The sequence below is a fragment of the Flavobacterium chuncheonense genome (assembly GCF_042686145.1).
Taxonomy (GTDB): domain Bacteria; phylum Bacteroidota; class Bacteroidia; order Flavobacteriales; family Flavobacteriaceae; genus Flavobacterium; species Flavobacterium chuncheonense.
This window is the reverse complement of sequence record NZ_JBHUPC010000012.1, coordinates 39,703-61,365: the sequence shown is the minus strand read 5'-3', so window position 1 is coordinate 61,365 and position 21,663 is coordinate 39,703. Positions and strand designations below refer to the sequence as shown.

Annotated in this window: 25 protein-coding genes; 22 read left to right on the top strand and 3 right to left on the bottom strand. The window is 31.5% G+C overall.

All coding sequences use genetic code 11. The annotated features are described in order from the left end of the window. Positions 1-35: 35 nt before the first annotated feature. The 9 genes from ACFS5J_RS04235 to ACFS5J_RS04195 all read left to right on the top strand — a co-directional run bounded on the left by ACFS5J_RS04235 (position 36) and on the right by ACFS5J_RS04195 (position 7,117). Complete coding sequence (locus ACFS5J_RS04235) at positions 36-1,136, top strand: fatty acid desaturase family protein (protein WP_379810777.1); 1,101 nt, start codon at positions 36-38, stop codon at positions 1,134-1,136. Beyond that, positions 1,136-1,684 carry a hypothetical protein gene (locus ACFS5J_RS04230; protein ID WP_379810776.1) on the top strand — a complete coding sequence of 183 codons (549 nt, stop codon included), beginning with the start codon at positions 1,136-1,138 and terminating at the stop codon, positions 1,682-1,684. The genes ACFS5J_RS04235 and ACFS5J_RS04230 overlap by 1 nt, the downstream gene beginning before the upstream one ends. Position 1,685: 1 nt before the next feature. Continuing rightward, the gene (locus tag ACFS5J_RS04225; RefSeq protein WP_379810775.1) at positions 1,686-1,838 is read left to right on the top strand and encodes a hypothetical protein; all 153 of its coding nucleotides are present in this window, start codon (positions 1,686-1,688) and stop codon (positions 1,836-1,838) included. After that, positions 1,831-2,052 (top strand): hypothetical protein, encoded by a 222-nt coding sequence (locus tag ACFS5J_RS04220; protein ID WP_379810773.1) that lies wholly within the window; start codon positions 1,831-1,833, stop codon positions 2,050-2,052. The genes ACFS5J_RS04225 and ACFS5J_RS04220 overlap by 8 nt, the downstream gene beginning before the upstream one ends. Beyond that, a complete protein-coding gene (locus tag ACFS5J_RS04215) occupies positions 2,052-2,426 on the top strand; it encodes a YchJ family protein (protein ID WP_379810772.1) in 375 nt (124 codons plus the stop codon). The genes ACFS5J_RS04220 and ACFS5J_RS04215 overlap by 1 nt, the downstream gene beginning before the upstream one ends. 79 nt (positions 2,427-2,505) lie before the next feature. Then, on the top strand, positions 2,506-4,110 hold the full coding sequence (locus tag ACFS5J_RS04210; protein ID WP_379810770.1) for a class I SAM-dependent methyltransferase: 1,605 nt from the start codon (positions 2,506-2,508) through the stop codon (positions 4,108-4,110). 62 nt (positions 4,111-4,172) lie between these two features. Next, on the top strand, positions 4,173-5,231 hold the full coding sequence (locus ACFS5J_RS04205; protein WP_379810769.1) for an HAD family hydrolase: 1,059 nt from the start codon (positions 4,173-4,175) through the stop codon (positions 5,229-5,231). Positions 5,232-5,265: 34 nt separating this feature from the next. Then, the gene (locus tag ACFS5J_RS04200) at positions 5,266-6,432 is read left to right on the top strand and encodes a formylglycine-generating enzyme family protein (protein WP_379810768.1); all 1,167 of its coding nucleotides are present in this window, start codon (positions 5,266-5,268) and stop codon (positions 6,430-6,432) included. Between the two features lie 10 nt (positions 6,433-6,442). Beyond that, a complete protein-coding gene (locus ACFS5J_RS04195; protein WP_379810767.1) occupies positions 6,443-7,117 on the top strand; it encodes a hypothetical protein in 675 nt (224 codons plus the stop codon). Positions 7,118-7,196: 79 nt separating this feature from the next. On the opposite strand, the gene ACFS5J_RS04190 is transcribed toward ACFS5J_RS04195, so the two are convergent. After that, positions 7,197-7,628, bottom strand: coding sequence for an SseB family protein (locus tag ACFS5J_RS04190; protein ID WP_379810766.1), 432 nt, complete (start codon positions 7,626-7,628; stop codon positions 7,197-7,199). A 49-nt stretch (positions 7,629-7,677) separates the two neighbouring features. Beyond that, the gene (locus ACFS5J_RS04185; RefSeq protein WP_379810765.1) at positions 7,678-8,238 is read right to left on the bottom strand and encodes a 2'-5' RNA ligase family protein; all 561 of its coding nucleotides are present in this window, start codon (positions 8,236-8,238) and stop codon (positions 7,678-7,680) included. A 204-nt stretch (positions 8,239-8,442) separates the two neighbouring features. On the opposite strand from ACFS5J_RS04185, the gene ACFS5J_RS04180 reads away from it, so the two are divergent. The 4 genes from ACFS5J_RS04180 to ACFS5J_RS04165 all read left to right on the top strand — a co-directional run bounded on the left by ACFS5J_RS04180 (position 8,443) and on the right by ACFS5J_RS04165 (position 11,783). Further along, the gene (locus ACFS5J_RS04180; protein WP_379810764.1) at positions 8,443-9,000 is read left to right on the top strand and encodes a DUF6642 family protein; all 558 of its coding nucleotides are present in this window, start codon (positions 8,443-8,445) and stop codon (positions 8,998-9,000) included. Positions 9,001-9,144: 144 nt separating this feature from the next. Next, the gene (locus ACFS5J_RS04175; RefSeq protein WP_379810762.1) at positions 9,145-10,011 is read left to right on the top strand and encodes a helix-turn-helix domain-containing protein; all 867 of its coding nucleotides are present in this window, start codon (positions 9,145-9,147) and stop codon (positions 10,009-10,011) included. Between the two features lie 150 nt (positions 10,012-10,161). After that, on the top strand, positions 10,162-10,719 hold the full coding sequence (locus ACFS5J_RS04170; protein WP_379810761.1) for an OsmC family protein: 558 nt from the start codon (positions 10,162-10,164) through the stop codon (positions 10,717-10,719). Positions 10,720-11,012: 293 nt separating this feature from the next. Continuing rightward, positions 11,013-11,783: a hypothetical protein gene (locus tag ACFS5J_RS04165; protein WP_379810760.1), complete on the top strand. Its 771-nt coding sequence runs from the start codon at positions 11,013-11,015 to the stop codon at positions 11,781-11,783. 693 nt (positions 11,784-12,476) lie between these two features. On the opposite strand, the gene ACFS5J_RS04160 is transcribed toward ACFS5J_RS04165, so the two are convergent. Next, positions 12,477-13,400: a hypothetical protein gene (locus ACFS5J_RS04160; protein ID WP_379810759.1), complete on the bottom strand. Its 924-nt coding sequence runs from the start codon at positions 13,398-13,400 to the stop codon at positions 12,477-12,479. A gap of 698 nt (positions 13,401-14,098) precedes the next feature. Between ACFS5J_RS04160 and ACFS5J_RS04155 the strand changes: the two genes are divergently transcribed. The 9 genes from ACFS5J_RS04155 (at position 14,099) to ACFS5J_RS04115 (ending at position 21,623) form a co-directional block, all read left to right on the top strand. Further along, a complete protein-coding gene (locus ACFS5J_RS04155) occupies positions 14,099-14,815 on the top strand; it encodes a DMP19 family protein (protein WP_379810758.1) in 717 nt (238 codons plus the stop codon). Between the two features lie 179 nt (positions 14,816-14,994). Then, entirely contained in the window at positions 14,995-16,605 is a 1,611-nt protein-coding gene (locus ACFS5J_RS04150) for an AAA family ATPase (protein WP_379810757.1), read from the top strand. Positions 16,606-16,785: 180 nt separating this feature from the next. Beyond that, positions 16,786-18,186, top strand: coding sequence for a potassium channel family protein (locus ACFS5J_RS04145; protein ID WP_379810756.1), 1,401 nt, complete (start codon positions 16,786-16,788; stop codon positions 18,184-18,186). A 168-nt stretch (positions 18,187-18,354) separates the two neighbouring features. Continuing rightward, positions 18,355-18,942 carry a hypothetical protein gene (locus ACFS5J_RS04140; RefSeq protein ID WP_379810755.1) on the top strand — a complete coding sequence of 196 codons (588 nt, stop codon included), beginning with the start codon at positions 18,355-18,357 and terminating at the stop codon, positions 18,940-18,942. 159 nt (positions 18,943-19,101) lie between these two features. Next, positions 19,102-19,278, top strand: a complete 177-nt coding sequence (locus ACFS5J_RS04135; protein WP_379810754.1) for a hypothetical protein — start codon at positions 19,102-19,104, stop codon at positions 19,276-19,278. Between the two features lie 4 nt (positions 19,279-19,282). Next, complete coding sequence (locus ACFS5J_RS04130; RefSeq protein ID WP_379810752.1) at positions 19,283-19,753, top strand: hypothetical protein; 471 nt, start codon at positions 19,283-19,285, stop codon at positions 19,751-19,753. 272 nt (positions 19,754-20,025) lie between these two features. Next, positions 20,026-20,292: a hypothetical protein gene (locus ACFS5J_RS04125; protein WP_379810751.1), complete on the top strand. Its 267-nt coding sequence runs from the start codon at positions 20,026-20,028 to the stop codon at positions 20,290-20,292. A 33-nt stretch (positions 20,293-20,325) separates the two neighbouring features. Further along, positions 20,326-20,682: a hypothetical protein gene (locus tag ACFS5J_RS04120; protein WP_379810750.1), complete on the top strand. Its 357-nt coding sequence runs from the start codon at positions 20,326-20,328 to the stop codon at positions 20,680-20,682. A 182-nt stretch (positions 20,683-20,864) separates the two neighbouring features. Further along, positions 20,865-21,623, top strand: a complete 759-nt coding sequence (locus ACFS5J_RS04115) for an abortive infection system antitoxin AbiGi family protein (RefSeq protein ID WP_379810749.1) — start codon at positions 20,865-20,867, stop codon at positions 21,621-21,623. Positions 21,624-21,663 lie beyond the last annotated feature (40 nt).

The following is a 21,663-nucleotide window of genomic DNA, read 5'->3' as shown; positions in this document are numbered from 1 at the left end:
TTTTTATATTTGTTATAGTCATATCCGAAGTAGTTATGGAAAGATTGAAAAAACCTACTTTTCTACACAGCCCCAAGGATGATTTTTTTAGAAAACTCTCTAAAGAAGTAAAAGAGAATATACTCGTCGATACTTCTGTCCAAAGGAAGAGTATTTATAAAGCCTTATTTTTATTAGCGTTGTTTCTGTTTTTTTACAGTTGTATACTCTTTTTTGGAAATACAATTCGGTATTTGTATTTATTTTACATCCTTATGGGGATAAGCATGATTGTCATTTTTGTGAATTCGTTTCATGACGCCGCACATGGTGCTGTTTTCTTTAAGAAAAAACACAACCGATGGTTTTGCTATACTCTAGAATTATTTGGAAGTAATAGTGCGGTTTGGATCAAAAGACATACTTTACTACATCATCCTTATCCAAATATTCAAAATTGGGATTGTGATATCAAACAGAGTGATGCAGTACGGTTATTTCCAAATAGTAAATGGTACTCGTTTCACAAATACCAACACATTTATATGTGGTTTGTGTATCCGTTTTATACTTTAATTTGGTTGTTTATTCGTGATTTTAAAGACTTTTTTGGAATCAAAGACAATTACTTAAAACGTCTTTATACTATTCCAAGAGTGGAATATGTACGATTATTTGTAGCAAAAGCGTTTAATTTGTTTTATATGCTAATGGTGCCATATTGGGTCTTAAATCATAGTTTTTTGACTATTTTTTCGGCTTGGATAGTAATGCATCTTATTGCTAGTGTTGTTGGTGTTGTTGCATTAATATCTACACATGTAGATGAAAGTGCTGTTTTTCCGATACCCGATGAAGAAGGAAATATGCAAACAAGCTGGTTGGAACATCAGTTAAGTGTCACAAAAGATTTTAGTGCAGGAAATACTGTTGCTGATTTTTTATACGGAGGCTTTACGCATCATACAGCGCATCATTTGTTTCCGACAATTACACATACGTATTACCCACAGATAACACCATTGATTCGTAAATATGCGAATGAAAATAATTTGCCGTATACTTGCTATCCCGTTTTACATGCTATACGATCTCATTTTCGATTATTAAAGCATTCGGGGGCATCGGAAAATATTATCAGAACTGGCGAATTATAATGCAAGACAACATAACGTACAATCGGTTTAATTTTCACAATCATACTTTTTGTGTATTTCAAGAAGTTGATCCCTCAAGTTTGAAAGGGATATCAAAAGGCTACACCAGTAAGTCGGGTAGTACTTATTATTTTACAGCAGAAGGCGTTTATCGAGTTTCCAATCATTGGGGAAGGGCAGCAAATTGCAGATGGCGATTGCAGACTACGAATGAGCAAGTCAATCAAGTAGAAAGGATAGGTTATGCAAAATGGACAGACTTTTATCCCAATAATGAAAATCAGAATTTGTTTTATATCGAAGTGGATTGGAAAACAAATGATGTTACTTTTCAGCATAAAAACAATCCTAGTTATGATTCTATTGCTGTTTTAAGAACGGCTTCCGCTACTGCAAAAGTTATTCAGCAAATAAAAGAGGTGCTTTTGGAAGATAATTGGGCAAAATATCTGAAATTTGAAGATTTAAACGAATTACGAAAAATAATTGTTGATAAACTTATTACCACAAACAATTCTTTGGTTGTGATTAAGCGCGAATTTATATAAAATGGGAAGACGTAACGAAACCAACCGTTTGGCACATAAAAAGAAAGTTGACGCTAAAAAGAAAAATGAAAATGAAGCAAAGAATGCATTGAAAGCTAAGCGTAAGGCAATTATGAATCAATTTAAAAATAAACCTACAGATACGAATGAATAATCCTTTTTTTGATGCTTTAAATGCTGAAGTACAAGCGATAATTGATGCAATTGCACGAAAAGAATACAAAACAGCCAACACTAGAATTGAGATTATCAATAATAAAATTGAAGATTTAATTGATACTTCATCTGATGAGGTGTTTTTACGCGAAATCAGTAAGTATCAAGTTTTAGTAAGCCATTTGCATAACAAAATTAATGCTTCAGAATAATGGCTTTATGTAATTGTGGTTCTGGAAAGCAATTCGAAAGTTGTTGCGAACCTTTTCTTGTAGGGAAAGAGAGGCCTAAAACTCCCGAGCAATTAATGCGATCGCGTTACACAGCTTACACACTTCATGATGCCGATTATTTGATTTCAACTACACATAAATCGCAACGTGAGTACTTTTCTAAACCAGAGATTTTAAAATGGGCTACAACCAATACTTGGATTAAATTGGAAGTTTTGTGGGCAAAAGAGCATCAAGTTGCTTTCAAAGCTTATTTTTTCGATGAAAATTTGCAAGCGCAAGTGCATTATGAGAAATCAGATTTTAAAAATGAAAATGGTGTTTGGTATTATGTAGATGGAGAATTTAACTAAATCATAATATTTTAATATTTTAAATGTATGAAAATCACCATAATTTAGTTAAATTTGGTAAAAACCATAAAGCTAAATTATGACGGATAAGACTCCACTTCGCAGTACACTTTTTTCACATTTAGACGGATTAGTAACAGCTCCTGTAGCAGTCAGCCTGCTTAATAAAGGAGTTCTAGATTATCTTTTGGAAAAAGAGACGTGTAGTTTATCGGATTTACAACAAGAATTCAAAGCCAATGAAGGTTATTTGAATGTAGCTTTGCGAACTTTAGCTTCACAAGGTTTTTTACATTATGAAGTAGACAATACTTTAAATAAAATAACCGTTAAAAGTAATTCCAACAGTAAAGTTGCATTTGATTTAATGCCTTTGTATCAAGATGTGGTGACCTTGCTTGAGGAAACCGAATTATTCACTTCAGTTGAGATTGCATCGGAAGCAATTCCAAAACTTCAAGCAGTTTTTCAAAAATACCAAAATAACTTCGGACTTACGTTATTCGAAAACATTGAAGAACGTCAATTACAAGAGCAGGTTTTAAGACATATAGAAGGCTATTTAGTTGGTCCCATTACAGTCAGTCTGGGAATGACAGGAATGTTTCATAAGTACTTTATGGAAACGTCATTCCGACCTGAAGAATTTCATAGAGAACCTGAGGTTTTCAAAGTTATATTAGATTTTCTTACCTTTTTGGGTTGGTTTTCACAGAAGAACGGAAACTATCAATTTACAGAGAAAGGCTTGTTTTTTGCAAAGCGAGCAACGGCGTATGGAGTCACCGTTTCGTATTTACCCATGTTTAAAAGGATAAACGATTTAATATTTGGAAATCCAAAGCAATTACGTGATGTTGCAATAAACGAAGAGGAAAAACATGTTAATCGCGAAATGAATGTATGGGGTAGTGGTGGTGCTCATGCAACTTATTTTAAAATTATTGATGAAATTATAATAGAGTTGTTTAACCGACCTATAGCAGAACAGCCGAAAGGTATTCTTGACATGGGCTGTGGAAATGGTGCTTTTTTGCAGCATATTTTTGAAGTTATTGAGCGTCAAACTACACGTGGCAAAATGTTGGATGATTACCCACTTTTTTTAGTGGGTGCAGATTATAACCAAGCGGCATTAAAGGTTACCAGGGCTAATTTAATAAAAGCAGACATTTGGGCAAAAGTAATTTGGGGAGATATAGGACGCCCCGATTTATTGGCTGATGACTTAAAAGAGAATTACAATATTGCATTAGGTGATTTATTGAATGTTCGTACTTTTTTAGACCATAATAGAATTTGGGAAGAACCAAAAATAAAAACGAATGGAGTAAGCATTTCGTCAGGTGCATTTGCTCATAGAGGTAAAAGAATTTCAAATAATGATGTTGAAGCGAATTTATTTGAACATTTTCAAAAATGGGCACCTTATGTAGAACAATTCGGATTACTAATTATTGAGCTGCATACGATCTCACCTGATTTAGCAGTAGCTAATATGGGAAGTACCGCAGCCACAGCTTATGATGCAACACATGGTTTTTCCGACCAGTTTATTGTTGAAATTGAGGTTTTACAAAAAGTAGCCGAGCAAGCGGGATTACATCCTAATCCTATGTTTTTTAAAAAATTTCCCAATACCGATTATGCAACCATAAGTATTAATTTACTATCTGGAAATTGAAAAAATATGTCAGTAATTCATTTTTTTTAAGAATAAAGTATTAACATTTAATACGTTAGATTATGAAAGATCATCAGCAAAAAGTTAAAATTTCAAAAGGGAAGTTGCTTAAAATTTTTGCACTAACATTAAGTTTTAGTGTATTATTTTCAAGTTGTAAAAAGGACAAAGTAGAAGAAGTTGTTCATGAAGAGCAAATTGCTCAAGATTGGTTGCCTTCTTTTAATGAAGGAACTGCAAAAGCTTCTATTGTAAAGTTTGTTTCAGAGGTTACTGACTCGACGAGTTCAAAATTTGTAAAGCCAGAGGATCGTATAGCTTGTTTTGATAACGATGGTACTTTATGGGTGGAACAGCCTTTACCTTCTCAATTGTTTTTTGAATTGAAAAGAATCGAAGATATGGCTGCAGATCATCCAGAATGGAAAAATGAAATGCCATTTAAAGCGATTATAGAGAAAGACACGGCAGCTATGGGTAAATTTGGTATGCATGACTTTTTAAAAATTATCGGCACAGCAAATGCAGTTTCAAATGTTGACGATTTTGATGATATTGTAAATCAATGGTTGCAAACCGCACAACACCCTGTAAAAAAGCGCCCATATACCGAATTGGTTTACCAACCGATGTTAGAATTAATCGACTATTTAAAAGCGAATGATTTTAAAATCTATATTGTTTCAGGAGGTAGTATGGAATTTATGCGTGCTTGGGCACCAGAGGCTTATGGAATTCCAAAAGAAAATATTATAGGTAGTTCATTCAAAAGAGAGACCAAACAAGAAGGAGATAAAATTGTTGTCTCACAGACGGGTGAGTTTGAATTTAACGATGACCATTTCGGAAAAGTTATTAGTATTGATAAATTTATTGGTAAAAAACCAATTTTAATAGGAGGAAACTCTGATGGAGATTTGGAAATGATGGAATATGCAACAACCGATAATCCGTTACCAACTTTAATGTTATATGTAGATCATACGGATGGAGAGCGTGAATTTCGATATACTGATCAAACACCTATGGGAAGACTTGACAAAGGAAGAGAAGTTGCCAATAGAAAAGGTTGGACACTTATCAATATGAAAACAGATTGGAAAACGGTTTATCCAAATTAAACACAAAAGGGCTCAAACGAAATAAAAACAATTTATGAAGAAAATTGGTTTTTCATTAGCGGTATTATTATTTATCGCTTGCAAAACAAAAACAGAAGAAAAACAATTCGTAAACAATTTGGATAAGTATTCTTGTCATTTTGTTTCCGATTCATTGGTAGGAAAACAATATTTAAATGAAACCTACTTGAAAAATATTGACAACATAACTACCAACGAAGATTCTTTAAAGAGTAACAAGAACATGGTGTTTATAAAAGGAGGTGTTTTCAATATGGGAGCGGATAAGCCACCTGGATTTGAGCAAATGGAAGCTTCTGCACTTCCTCAAGCAGATGAATATCCAAAACATAAAGTTGAGCTTTTTGATTTTTTTATGGATACTCATGAAGTAACTGTTCGCGAATACGCAGCTTTTGTAAAGGCTACAGGCTATAAAACGGTTGCCGAATACGATATTGATTGGGAGGAAATAAAAAAGCAATTGCCTCCGGGGACTCCAAAACCAAACGAAGAAATGTTAAAAGCAGGAGCATTAGTTTTTAATTATGTGCCTGAGAATACGCCCAAGGACGATTTGGGGAATTGGTGGACTTTTACCCCCGGGGTAAATTGGAGAAATCCTGATGGGAGTATACCTGATTTGAATGCAATTTTGGATATGCCAGTAACGCAAATTTCATGGTATGATGCATTGGCCTATGCAAAATGGGTTGGAAAACGTTTACCTACTGAAGCAGAATTTGAGTACGCTATGCGTGGTGGAAAAGAAGAGGCGATGTACCCTTGGGGGAATGATAAACTTGTAGAAGAACGCATAAAGGGTAATTTTTTACAAGGCAGTTTTCCATATCACAACACTGGAAAAGACGGATTTTTATACACAGCACCGGTAAAATCATTTGAACCAAATGCATATGGTTTGTACGATATGGCTGGAAATGTTTGGGAGTGGACTATGGATTGGTATGGAGCCGATTATTATAATACTTTGAAAGGTGTAACAATTAACCCTACAGGGCCAATTAAAACTAATGAAGTCTACGACGCTAATGCTGTAAATAAAGTAGTTCGCGGTGGTTCTTTTTTATGTAATGATGGTTGGTGTTCAGGGTATCGAAATTCAAGAAGAATGCGTTTGAGTCCGGATACAGGTATGCAACATCTAGGATTTCGTTGTGTAAAAGATGCAACGAATTAAATTTTGAACAATGAATTTTCTGAGACGAAATATTATAATTGTTATATTTTGTTTTGCATTCTATGGGGTTCAAGTGTGGGGTCAAAAGGATTTTTTTCACGACATAAGTTTTCAAACTAATTTATTACATAATGAAAAAATAACAGTTTTGTCCGAGAGCAATTGGATGCATAATTATAGCGAATCACGTTGGCATCGCCTAGGGTTTAATGTTGAGGTTTTGCGAAAACTTGAAAATTGGACTTTTTTAGGTGGTCTAGTCAATAATTATACTTTTGATGAACAGATTGATAATTTTTATGAATTGCGACCGTGGTTAGGAATAGCTTTGCAAACCCCAATTACAGACAAACTCTTTTTAAAACAACGTTTAAGAATCGAGAATCGGAACATTTTTTATGGCGATAAAATAAAGTATCAATCGATTTTACGTACACGATTTGATGTAGCCTTGGAATATAATTTTCCGAAAAGCAAAGTAAGAACAGATATTGAATGGTTTATCCGAAAGGACCCTGCTTTATCCGATCGTTATAACAGCAGGAGATCTTATAGATTACAGTATAGCTATTTTGGGTTTAAGAAAATGATATTTTCAATAGGTTATAAATATCAACGCTTTAATAGGAAATATAACCCCGAAGCCAATGATGGGCACACCATTGAAATAATAGCTAAAATTTAAAAGTATTGTAGGTAGGTAGTAAAAAAGGTATCAATAATATTAAGTGATACCTTTTTTTATAGTCTTGTTTGCTAAATTCTTATTTTGCAATTGTTCTTCCCAATACAAACATAGTAGGTTGGTTGCTGTCGATTACAATTCTTTCGATATTGTTTTGCATGGCAATATCTAAAACGTCTCTAGCAGGAATTGAAGCAAAAGGTTTTGTTTCAGTAGCCCAAACCGTTAATGTAGCTTGCGAAGTAAAAGCGCCTAGCACTTTTTGCCCTTCAATTTCAAAAACAGAGGTAAAAGCCATTTTTGTTCCTTTTTCAATAGTTGACCAACCATTTTCATCTTTTTCGGCACCCATTACAGGTTCTGTAGTAGGAATGATTAAATAAGCATTATTGCCTTGTAATTCTTCTAAAACCGCCATAAAAGTTTCTTGATTTTGATTTTCTTGAAATGCATTTATAGTAGCTAATAAATTAGTATTATTAGGTTGAAATTCTATTTCCTGATTCTCCATAAATATTATTTTTTTGCATCGCAAATTTACACTTTTTTGATAAACCCTTTTAAAACATACTTGTTTGGATACCTGTTGAAGGAAATTGACTAAGGAAAGGGTATGATTTGATTACGTCAAATTGTTTTATTTCGGGATTAAAACGACGTAAGTAAATAGCATCACAAATAAATGATTCGTGAATCGACGTGAACATTTGCATGGCTTTTTTAAGTTGTTCCGGATTTAGTTTTCTGGCAATTGACAAATGAGGATCACTACTTTTATGTTGGTTTTTTACAGGTACTGATGTGGTAATCGATTTCATGATTTCTTTTAAAACCTTTTTAGATTCTATATCAGGAGTGATGTAGAAAGCACCATTTGGATAATGATCAAAACCGATGAGTTCTACATTGAAAGGAGTAAAAGTAGCAATAGTAGCACTAACTTTTTTCTCCATTTGTTCCCAAGTACTTTCATTTAGTGTAAACTCACAAATGGTAATATGAGCCAAAGAATTCTTACTGTTGAACCAACCTATTTTATCAGCCAAGTTGAGTTTCATTGTTTTTACTTTTTCAATGATTGGTGCATCCGGCATAAATGCTAAAGAATATACTGCTTCCATACTTTGGAGGGAATTTTTAATCAATGTTATGGTAAAATTACAGAAATTTTAAATAATGCTTATGGTCACAAATTTGAGTATTTTAAAAGAATTAATGACTACTTTAATAGATTTACTCAATTTAAAGTTTAGTTGGTCTAAATTATTAATTTTGATTTTTCAAATGAATTCGTAAGATTCAAATTAATCTAAAGAAACAAAAAGATGTATTCTGCTAAGTATATTTATTGTTTGGAAGCGGTACCAGATGTTACTAATGAACATAGAACCGCAATATTACCTGCCTTGGAAAAATTGGCTTTTAATTTTGGAATAACCAATGTTTACAATACTTGTGATAGTATTGAAGGGTTAGAGGAAAATTTGAGTACGTTACTTTATGAAGATAAGGATTTTAAAGATTATGAAGTATTGTATTTGGTTTTTAAAGGAGAAGGTAATTCAATAGTTATTGATCATTACAAGTATACTTTAGAAGAAATTGCAGAGTTTTTCGAAGGGAAACTTACAGGAAAAATTATTCATTTTGCCAATACTATGCGATTGGATTTAGATAGCGAATCGGCACAATATTTTTTAGATGTTACAGGAGCTAAAGCAATTTCGGGTTATGCAAAATCAGTACCGATTTTAAGTACAATATTAGACAATGTCTATTTTTCATTGTATCAAGAATATGATGACGTGGTGGAGTTAGTTGAAATACTATATGAAAAGCAATATACTTTGTGTAAGAGCATGGGATTTGAATTGTATTACTAAATATTTACACTAAAAATCTTTTTTAAGCATCCAATTTTAACTACAAAATTCTCTTTACTATTAAGTTATTTGGTTGAGGTTGAGATTGAATTCAAAATGTAGTATCTTTATAACAGGTTAATTTTTTACTAATCGTAAGATATCATGATAGATTTGCATGGATTTCTTAAGACAAGTACCAATTACAAAAAAATACAAGTAAACGAATTACTTTTTATCGAATACAAATGTTTGGTAGAAGAAACTAAAGCCGGTATTTGGTCAGATGCCAACTACTTTGTTTTTGTCACTTCAGGTAAAAAAATGTGGAGGAGTATTTACAAAGATTATGTAGTTGAAGCTGGAGATTCGTTGTTTGTTAAGAAAGGTGCTAATTTAGTTCATCAGTATTTTGATGAAGATTATTGTGCCTTAATGATTTTTATACCCGATGATTTCATAAAGAAGTTTACCTATAAATTTTCTGAAATTTCACAGCAAATAAATTCAATACCTGAAAATACTACAGATACGGTGATTCGAATTCAGTTGGATCAATATTTACAGGGCTACATTAATTCCTTGGAAAGTTTTTTCAACACACCAATTCAGCCAAACATAAATCTTTTAAAGTTGAAATTTGAAGAGCTTTTACTCACTATTCTGACCAATCCTATTCATGCTAAATTAGCCCAATATCTTTTATCAATACACAAAGAGCAAAGTGTTCATTTGCAACAGATAATGGAAGATAATTTTGCCTATTGTTTGAATTTGGACGAATATGCCAATTTGTGTCATATGAGTTTAAGTACTTTTAAGCGAAATTTTCAAGATATTTATAAAACTACTCCTGGTAAATGGTTGACGGCAAAACGTTTGGACTTAGCTTGTCATTTTCTTAGAACAAATGATAAGCCCATTAATGTAGTTGGCTTTGAATGTGGTTTTGATGAACCTTCTAGTTTTATAAGGGCCTTTAAACAAAAATTTTTAATTACTCCTTTACAATATAAAACAGCTACAGTTTGATGTCAATATGTTTAGGATTTTGATAAGTTCAGGCTGAAATAAGCTCCTTGAACTTAATTGCATATGATATGAGCTTTTGCGACTATCTCATAGGGTAATAACCGTAATACCTTTGTAATGTACAAATTAATAAACTTAAAATTATACATTATGAAAACGGTAAACAAAACAGTAAACGGATTTAGTCAAGAGGCAATTGCAGAAGTGGTAACTGCACTTCAATCAAACCCAGAAATTGGAAATTTTGAACTTCGTGCAACTAACCAATGGCTAGGAGGAGGGCATAACAGAAGTTATATTCAAGGTTTTTATGGAGCATGTCAAGAAGATACTTCTAGAACAGAACCTTTTGTTTATGATAACGATGAACCGCCAGTTTTACTTGGTGATAATAAAGGAGCAAATCCTGGTGAAGTATTATTGCATGGATTACTAGGTTGTATGACAACAGCAATGGTTCTTTTAGCAGCAGCAAATGGAATTGAAATTGGCGATGTTTCTTCTAGGATAGAAGGCGATATCGATATCAATGGATTTTTAGGATTAAATCCTAATGGTAAAAAAGGTTTTTCACAGATTAGAGTGTTTTTTGATATTCAAGGAGTAGATGAAGATTCCAAACAGGTATTGTTACAATTAGCCACACAATCACCACTTTTTAATTCATTAATTAATCCAACAGACGTACAAGTAGCATTACAACGTTAACAACAATAAAGAAAAGCCAGAGAACTTCTAAGATGTTTTCTTAAATGAACTTTATAAACAAACTAATGCTGTAATTTTTTAAATAGTGCAAGAATAGGTTCAGTATCTTAATCTACGTAATTTATTTAACACAAGGGAATAGGATGGGTTATTTAAACTGCATGTTTCACGTTCATGTTAATGAGCGTGAAATTTTATTTTTAGTCTGATTTTTAGTGTTTTATGTTTTTTAAATTGTAATTTGTAAGGATTTAAATGCATTAACATTTTTGTTAATACGCTTATTGTTGATAATGACTCACTTTTTAAAGGTATTTAGAAGAAAAGTAATTGCACAAAACAAGCTTGGTATATACCTAAAATATGCAATTGGAGAAATCGTATTATTAGTGATTGGGATACTTATTGCATTAAATTTGAACAGTTGGGATGCAAAAAAGAAATCACAAAAAGAAATTAATCGTTACTACGCTGAAATTTACAAGGAATTAAATGTGAATAAAAGTTTAATTGATACTACTTGCATAGAGTACTCCAAATACAAAATAGATATAAGTACTAGAATAATTAATATCGTTAATTCAAGAAGTGTCGATTCGCTTGAAGTTTTAAAAACGTATATTGGAGAGATTGCAATTAATCTTCCGCTTACTCCGGTTGAGTTTCTCACGGTTGATGAATTTATAGATCTAAAATATTTATCCCATACTCAAAATGATTCTATAAAATTTCTGTTTAATACTTTAGAGCAGTTTAGAACCTATAATTTGCAATTATTAGAAAAGGCCGAAAAATTTCAACGAGAGTTTATATATCCTTTTGTAATAAAGAGAATGAATTACAGTCGAATAGTACCGTCTAATATGCTTTTGCCAGTTGGAGGTCCTGAAGTTGAGGTTAAAGAATTATATGATGATTTGGAATTTTATAATCTTGTAATTCTCAACATTGAAACATACATGTATTTCAAAACCTTTTTTGAATATTATGAGCAACATCTTGAAAAAATGATAGTTTTTTTTGAACGCAATAATTTAGTTACCTTAGAAAAAGAGACACAATAGCGTTTTTTTTGTTTTTGATAAATAACTGATAGTTAAGTTGTTGCTTTTTTTTGTAGATGAATAAGTTTTTACTTGTTAATTGGTTTTTTTATAATAATTCAAATTTGAGAGTATTATGAAAATTAAATTCTTGTATTGTTTTGCTTTAATTTGATTTTTTTACTGCTTGTAAGAAAAAAGACGAATTAGCTGATAATGAAAAAAATGCAGAAATACTGTTTACCTAAAAACGTTTTATCAATAATTATTCTATCCGAATAAGTTTCATCTTGATTCTTTGGAGTTTCTGTAAGTTGCCTACTGTTTTTTTTGGATGTGATTTGTTTAAAATTAACTAACCAAAATAAGTTTAACAGTATTGTGAAAGCAATGTTAATTATTGGAATCGCATGGTTTTCGCTATTCGTAATTTGTATCGTCGTATTTTTTGAGTACCATCATGAAATTTCATTTTTATTTGGGGTTATAAGAATACTTTATGCCTTCTCCTTAGCCTTAGTTTGGTATTACACAATTTAGTAAAAGAATGTTCAACCATTATTTAAATGTTACTCCAGAGCTTTTTAAATTAAATGAGTTAAGAGGAAAATAAATTTCAAAATGGAAAAGTCAATTTTGTTAAATATGTAATCAAAATGTATTTGATAAAAAGAGCAGTAGTATCAATTCTACTGCTCTTTTTTACTTTATTGTTCATTCACAATTTGAACTTGCTTCACGATAGACAAAATTGGTAAGCGTTATATAGATTTTTCCATTTTCGGTATTATGACGTATTTTATATTTTGTTGGATAATAATTACTTTTTTGAAAATTTACGGGCTGTGTATACTCTCCCTCATAATCCACACCAGATTCCAAAAAAGGTAAAGAAACTTGTGTTTCTACAAATGCAATTTTATAATTATAGGTTCCATAAGTCATTAGGTGTGTAAGTTGTGGTGATGGAAGAGGTAGAGGAGGAACCCAGTGTTTACCTACTTTAGCATAATTACCACCATTAGGATTAACATTTATTGGTACTATAAAGTAGCCGTTAGGTAAAAAACAATTGTCTGGAAAATTATTAAAAAGTTGAATGCTTTCTACTGTGGTATCTTTGTAAATAGCTTCTCTCTCTGCAAACGATATGAAATAGAAATGAATATCAAAGTGTGGCACTTTAAAGAATCCAGTAGGGCTCATTCCTCCATATGGAGGTGGACCAAAATGTCCTTGTCCTTCCCAGTTAATTCCAATGTGATCCAAAGCCGTGATTTTTTTTGCTAACGGATGGGGAGTTGTATAAATAGGATTGATGTGTTCTTCTCCATCATTAGACAACCCTGTTAAAGCAGATGCAGTCATTTCGACACCCAATTCTTGTGGAGTATTAGTTTGTAAATTTAGTGTAAACCAAGATCTAATCATTCCGTTACCGATATGTCGTTCAGGGCCTCTTAAGATGGTAGCTCCTGAACTAGTTTTTTGTAACATCAAATCACTTTCAGAAGTTTGAACCGAAGTAGTGGCATTTTCTGAACCTTCAATAATTTCTGTTTCTTGACTACAAGAAAACATAAATAAAAATGCTGAAAAAGCAAGCATTTTTTTAGCGTGTAGTTTTGTTTTTTTCATAATAAAATTGTTAAATGGATACTATTGAGGTTAAGTTTTCCATCTGGGCTACTACGCAAAATAAACTGTGTAAAGTTAATTATTAATAAATTTATGTGTTATTTTTAACGGTTAATATATTGTTATATAGTGAGTTAATTTTTTTGTTTAAAAAATGTTACGATAACACATTAACGAAATAATTTGCCATTGATAATATTTTTGGAGCGAATTGAGTATATAGGACATCTTTAACTTAACGATACAGGAAATTAAGAAAGTCCTATTGGCGGGATGTGGCAAGTGGAGGTACACGCGAAATACAAAGTTGTAAAAACGACTGCGAATTACCCTAATAAAAATTAGCAATGATTTTTTACATCAGAACATCGTTGGATAATTCTCCAATAGTTTCTCCAAATGTATAAAAATATATTTTTTAATCACCTACTTTAATCACAATTAGAGTGTCCATAAGGGAGTATTTTTTATTATAAAAATGAAATTTTTTAGGATTAAACAATTTTTAAAAAGATTTATACAAATAAGTTTAATTTTTTTATTTAAACCGTTAAACGATAATATTGACACTTTGTCGATATTGTAAGGTTTTCGCTATAGTGCAAATACTTAAACGTTATATTTGAAATCCAATTTTTAGTAAATATGTTATATTTAATTGAAGATATTTACTAGTTGTAGCACATTTAACCGAACCAATGAAAATAGGAATTTTAATCATAATTGTAATCTTAATTTTGGTTGTTGCATTTTTAGTTTTGAGAAATAAATCAAAAAATCTTGAAAACACTATGACTGAATTTGTTCGACTTGATTCTCAATCTGAATCTACCCAACATCTTCCTTTATTGCCTGAAAATTGGATATCTGAAATTGAGCAAAAATGGAATGATAAAGAATGGGGAGTTTATGACAATGAACATTATGACATTTGTGAGAAAATTTGCAATGACATTTACTCAACAAATAAATATTGGGAAAAGAATCAAACTCACGCTGATTTTTTAAATGAGCTGACTAAAGAACAGAGGATTTATTTCACTCTAATAAACTTTGAATCTCAAGTCAACAACGGAGGAGTTTACCAATTTTTGTTTAATTACCCAGAATTGTCAATACTTGCATTAGAAGGAATGCAAGTAACTGGAATGGAAAAATTGGCTACGGATTATAAAATAGTTTTGAATGAATATTTTGGTAAGTTCGATACAATTCAAGATTTGTATTCAAAGTTTCAGAATAATAAAAGTGATTGGAATAAACGATTTACAGCATTCGCAGAAGGATACAAAGTACTTCCTTCGGCTGAAAAAATAGAAGATTATTTTTACGAGGAAAGTTTTGTCAAAACATATCAGCAGGACTTGACGAAATACGTAAAAGCGAATAGAGATAAATTTTATAAGACAAAATAAAAAAAACGTGCTACAACAACGGCTATAATTCATTGCTGCGGATTTTCCTATCGGAAAATCCTCTCGCTTTTGCTATCTTCGGTTTACGGCGGAAAATCCTCGCGGATTTTCACGCAACGAAACCATAGCCAAACCGTTAGCGGCAACCCTAACAAGACACAGCAACCAATAAACTGAAAATGAGAATTAGAAAAATACAACTAAAAAACGGCTACAAAAGATTTCACGACTTGACAATTGACTTAGGTTCTGAACCCAAAAGAATTATTGCTCTTGTTGGACCAAATGGTTGCGGAAAAAGTAGTGTTTTAGACGGTTTGCTATACATAAACAATGTTCACGGAATGCTTGGGAATCAAGACCGAAAAGACCATAATTATCATTCAATGACACAAACGCCAAATTTCAATTGGCAAAACATTCAAGTTGATTTTACCACAAACAACTTTCAATCTGTTAGACAGCAAAAACAACAATTAGGAAAAGAGAACACTATATTTTCATTCCGAAGTCCATACCGTTACAATAGTTATTTAAAAGTTACTCAGTCTCAAGCAACATCTGAGATTAGACTCAATAATTATGGTGCTTCAACATCATCTGACTTAGATGATAAAATGATTGAAAATTACAGACGCCTTTATATAAAATACAATAAATACCTAAATCAAACAGATTGTAAACCAAGTGAAGCAAAAGCTAAAATAATAGGAGACTTAAATAATTCCTTGAAAAATTGTCTTGACTTGGAAATAACAAGTATTGGAGATATTGAAGCCAATCAAGGAACATTATATTTCAAGAAAGCAGACCACCCAAAGGAATTTGAATTTAATGTATTATCGTCTGGCGAAAAGGAAGTTGTAGATATTTTACTCGACTTATACTTAAGACAAGATGAATATAACGATACGGTTTTTTTAATAGATGAACCCGAACTACACATTAATACTTCAATACAAAAAAAGTTACTTCTTGAAATAAATAAATTAGTTGGTGTAGACTGTCAAATTTGGATAACAACTCATAGCATTGGATTTTTAAGAGCACTTCAAGACGATTTAAAAGATGAATGCCAAATTATTCAATTCCAAAAAGGAATAAATTGGGCATCGACACCTCAAGTTCTTATTCCAATTAAGAAATCGTTAGCTAAATGGAAAGAGATTTTTGAAACTGCCTTAGACGACTTAACAGGATTAGTAAGTCCAAAACGTATTGTTTATTGTGAAGGTAAAGACAGACCTGGTGCGAGTGGAATGGAAAAAGGGTTTGATGCAAAGGTTTTCAACAATATTTACGGAGAGAAGTATCACGATACATTATTTATTTCAAGTGGCGGAAATACAGAACTCGACCAAAGAAGTGAAATAGCTTTAGCAATTCTCACAAAGGTATTTTCTGAAATTGAAATACTTGTTTTAAAAGACCGAGATGTTTCTTCTGGAAAGCAGAACAATGAAAACGATAGACAACTATACCTACAAAATAATCCACAGCATTTCAGAATTATGAAGCGTTGGGAAATTGAAAATTATCTTTATGACAAAGAAGTATTATTTGCTTATTGTGGCAAGAATGGACTGACATTCAATGAAACTGAATATGATAAATTCGTAACTAATATTACTGACCAAAATTTGAAAGACGAAACCGGACGAATTAAGAACTATTGCGGAATTACTACAAGTATAAATCCTGAAATATTCAAACTAACTTTATCACAATATGTGACAGAAGAGATGGAAGTTTACAAAGAATTAGAACAATGTATATTTCACAGACAGTAGAAAGAGCAACAAAAGAAAGGGCAGCCGCTAACAAGGTATTGCCAAAAGCGGGGTTGAGCGGCTTCGATTGGACATTTGTGCAAGGTTCAACTTTCGTTCTTCGATTGAACATTTGTGCTAAAAATCCCCGCCTTCGGCAATACCCAAACCGTTGTGCGTCATGCTAAAAAGACAGCGAACATGAATGAATTTAGAGAACAAATGCTAAAAGATAGAGAGAACAATGACATAGAATTGTTTGAAAAAATAAAGAACAATCCTAAGCCAGACATTCTTGACCTTTGGGCTTTATCAGAAGAGAGATTTATTGAATGGCGAAAGTTAAATGACTTTCCTGTCTTACTTGCTCATTTTGACAAGACTCTTTTGCTTTTCAAGGAATGGAAAGCAGACAACAAGTTAACAAACGAGATAATAATAAGCACAGGGACAATAACTCCTTTTCTCGAACGAAAGAAATTAGCGAAAAAGGATAAAAAACTCTACCTCACAAAGCAGACATGGGACGACAATGAAAGAACCATTGTAGCTTATGAAAAATTGGAAGGTGATAAAAAACACTTTGATACAACTTTTAATTATCAATGTATTCAAATCTTTACACCATACTTAGACTGGTTAAAAGCAAGAGGTAAAAATCAAGAGATACTTTATATAAACTCACGTCATGCTCCCAATCATGAAATGGAGAGGGTTTTTATACATGCTGATGTTTACGCAAATAAAAGTGATTTTGAACTTCTTAAAATGGGAGGAATTCAAATTCCAGTTAATGGATTTGGAATGCTCTATCGTGGTAAACGCTTAGAATTTGTAAACTTATGTGGACTTAAATTTTCAGGAGATATTGTTTTTGGTGAACTCGGCAATTTGAGTTGTTCATATTGTGCTTGTGACAATTGGGTAGCGACAGACTTTAGTATGCCTTTAGTTTCACTTGAACACTGCACAGTAACCAACTTCACATTGTTAAACTCTAAGTTGCAACAATGGAAATTCTATGACTGTAATGTATCGGGTGACTTCTTTAACACGAAACTTTATAGTAATCGCATATTTGGTGGCAATTTCAATCCAATTATGCAGGACTGCACTTTGGGACAAACCCACATAGAAGATGACCCAAACATTGAGGACAATAACTATCAAGGCTATAAAGCTTTCAAAATAATATATCAGCAGCAAGGTGATGACGATGTGGCAAAATTATACTTCATAAAAGAGAATGAATTTTTACGAAAAAGACTGAAAGGTTTTAACTACCTGACCAAAACTTTAAGTTATTACTATTGGGAGTATGGACGAAAACCACATAGAATCATTTATTACTCATTAGCAACAATTGTAATCTTCGGACTAATATTTTGGTTAAACAAAAACCTGATAAACTCAACAGCTATTGACATTAAAGACTTTCATTTTGGACATGGTCTTTATTTTAGCACAATTTCTTTTACGACAATGGGTTTTAGTGACTTAGTTCCTATTGGTTGGGCAAGACTCTTAGTTTCAATTGAAGGATTTTTAGGACTTTTAAATATGGGCTTTTTAATCGGAGGTTATGCAAACAATAAGTATTGACAAAGCACGAACGCACAACACGGGTTTTGCGTCAGGCGGGCTGAAGTGCATAATTCAACGGCAGTTTTTCAATTAAACATTAGTAATAAAACCAGCTTTTGTGCTTCGAAATCCCGCCCGAACGCAAAGCATGAAAACGTTATATGCCATTTTAAAATCCTGCTAAAAATGAAGAATCTAACAATATTGATGGTTATACTTTTCACAAGTATTTCATTTTGCCAGAAAACAATACTTTCAGGAGAATATGATTTTGAATTGAAACTTGCATTTAACTCAAGCACAAAGAAAGTAACTGGTTATTATGAAAATTCAACTGGAGAAGACAATAAATTTTCTTGCATATTTTACATTGAAGGTATAGTTTCAGGAAATCAATTTAAAATTCAAACCTATTTTCCAAACGACAAATCCGAAGATTTAATTGAAGGAACAATGGAAATAGTAAATTCTAAATCCATAAAAATAAAACTTCCCGAAGAACATGGAGGATGTTGGAATGTTGAACATTTTGCTGATAAACCTGTGGATTTTGAATTAAAGAAAGAGGCCAACTGGATTCAAATTAGTTATATTATTAAAGAGAAATCATATTTTTTCAAGGAGAAAAATGAAGGAAAAAAAATGAAATCATATTTGGTTAAAAATGACTTTGTTTGCGTGGAGAAAATTGAAAACGAATGGGCTTATTGCTCATACTTTGGCCAGAGAATAACAAAAGGTTGGATAAAAGTGAAAGACTTAAATCAACTCTAAAAAAAACGGCATATAACAGCCGTTTTGCCGCATTTGGGCTTTAGTGGAATTACCGTAAACCAAGAAAAAAAACATTTAACAGAAAATACTCAGCTATCAACTCCCAAACGCAGCAAAGCGGCGGGACGTTGGCAGTAATTTTACCAAAAAAACACGAAAATGATACAAAAAGGAAGTAGAGTTAGACACAGAAATGAAGAAATTGATAAAGTTAAAGGAATTATGCTAGTTTTTGAAATTAAAAACGGTTATGCAGTTTGCGGTTATGGAGATTTTGCAAGATTAGGTCAAGGAATGGAAACATATAGCATCGCAGATTTAAAGTTAAGCGAATAAACAAATGGTAGAATTTACACAAGAATTAGTTAATGAATACATCCAAAATTGGATTGGAGTTTCAGCGATAGCAAGAGAAAATAATACTCCAGGTTTTTTTAGATTATATTTTCCAAATCAACAATCTGCATTTAAGTCTTTTGTTTTCATAGACGGTTGGCAAGAATGGTTGCCTGAACACAAAATGGTTTTATCCATTGTAAAAGAAAACGAAAAAGAATATACTTTTTACATTTATAAAGAAACAAGAACAGAATTCATAAAAAGCACCTTCTCTAGTGAAATCAACTTAAATATAGAAAACTTGGAATCTTTTATGGCAAGTGAAAAAAACGGAAAGTTTGTTATTCTAACAAGTTATCCGAACGAAAACAATGATATTGTTGATGGTGTTTCTCAAAAAATTGTAGTTTTTGAAAAGTTAAAATTCGCAAATAGAAGCGAAATAAAAAGTTATGAAATAGAAAGTGTATAAAAACTACTGCCAACACACGTTTGGCGCAATTGCGAATTTTGTGGTAAATTCAAGTTAACGTTTCGCAAGAAATATTATATTAGTGGAAAATAATCAGTTCCGAAGTTCGCAACTGACGCCAAGCGCGGGAACGTAGGCAAGGCTGACACCGAAAAAAGACATCAAATCTCATAGAGAATATTTTCATATGTAAAATTCCATAAGCCTAGCCTACAACAGCAACTACAGTACGTTCAAACGAAAAATAAAGCTAACACTATTAAAATATATAAATGAAAATGATATTTTTAGAAGATAAAATAAGGAAATACTTTTTTTCCGAAAATTTGAAATCACCAAGTGACATTATTTATAAGGAAATTTTGGAATGTATAAGGAATCTAAAGACTAAGGAAGAGCTTTCTGGAGATTTAATATCAAGAAAGAAAACCGTTATATTAAATCACTTCTCATCTTTTTTTAATTTTAAAAGTGTTGAATCACAAAAGATTGAAATTGAAAAGGCCTTAAAAGTAATTAATGAAATTATTGAAAATTAGTTAACAGAAATATTTAATAAATAAAAGAGTAGTATGAATTATTTTGAGTTTTTAAAAAGTAAAGCTAAATTAATAGTTATTTGGTTTATAGTTAATGGATTAGCACTTTTTGTTAACATTTTTGAGATAAAGGGTAGAGTATATTTCAAAAATAGACATGGCGGATATTTATCTGGTAGAGATAACGATACAGTTAACTTTTTCACTACTAATACATATCAGAATGATTTTTGGCCATTTGTTGATTTTTTTGATAATGCTGATAATTTGAATAGAGGTTTTATTTTTAGAGGTATATTCTTAAATTATGATATTTCAGAATTTATCGCGTTTAGTTTGCTGATTTTCATTATACTGTATTTTAATTTCGAAGCTAAAAATAAAAAATAAAATCTTTAAAATGTTTTATTATTTTTATTGATAACGATGAATTTTTGAAAAAATAGAATCACATTTATTATGGTAAAGTAAATTTTAATATAGTTATGATAGATTGATATTTTTTTTAAATTTAATAATACATATTTAATTTTTACATTAAGCAATCACTAATTTTTTTTTATGCTATAAAAATGAGTTTATACCCAACAACATTATTTCATTTTACAAGTAAGGAGTTTTTATATCAAATCCTTGAAAGTACATTTAAAGTTTCTTATGCAAGAGAAAAAATAATTGGACCAGTAAATAATCGAGAGTTTGCAGTTCCTATGGTTTCATTCTGCGATTTGAAACTCTCGGAATTGAAGTTTTTCCTAAATTATGGTAAGTTTGGTATAGGATTGACAAAAGATTGGGCTAATAAAAATGGACTTAGTCCAGTCATGTATATAAATAGACATTGTCAATTAATGGATAATTTGATTTCAGGTATAACAGGGATTTATTCGCATCTAAGTTTAGTAGAAAATATTAATCAATTTAATAATCTGAATAAAAGCTATTTAAACGTTATGAATACGTATAGATATATTAAGAATTATGAAGGGGAACTGTGGAGGCAAGGAAGATTGGAAAATGAAAATTATAGATTTGCTGACGAGAGAGAATGGAGATTTGTTCCACAACTTGATACAGAAGGAGTTGCTCCCTTTGTGGGGATAAGCAAAATTAGGTCAAAAAAACAAAAAGAATTCTATAATAATAAAGTTAATCAAATAAGACTAAATTTTAGTCCCGATGATATTAAGTATCTTGTTGTAGAAAAAGATTCAGATATAACGGAGCTCATAAACTATTTACATAGTGTAAAAATTAGATTTGATGAAGAGACTAGAAATAGATTAGCAAGCAGGATATTAACTGTTGAGCAAATTGAAAAAGATATATAGCTAAAGTTATTAGTAATTTGTTTCAAATGTTTGAAGTATT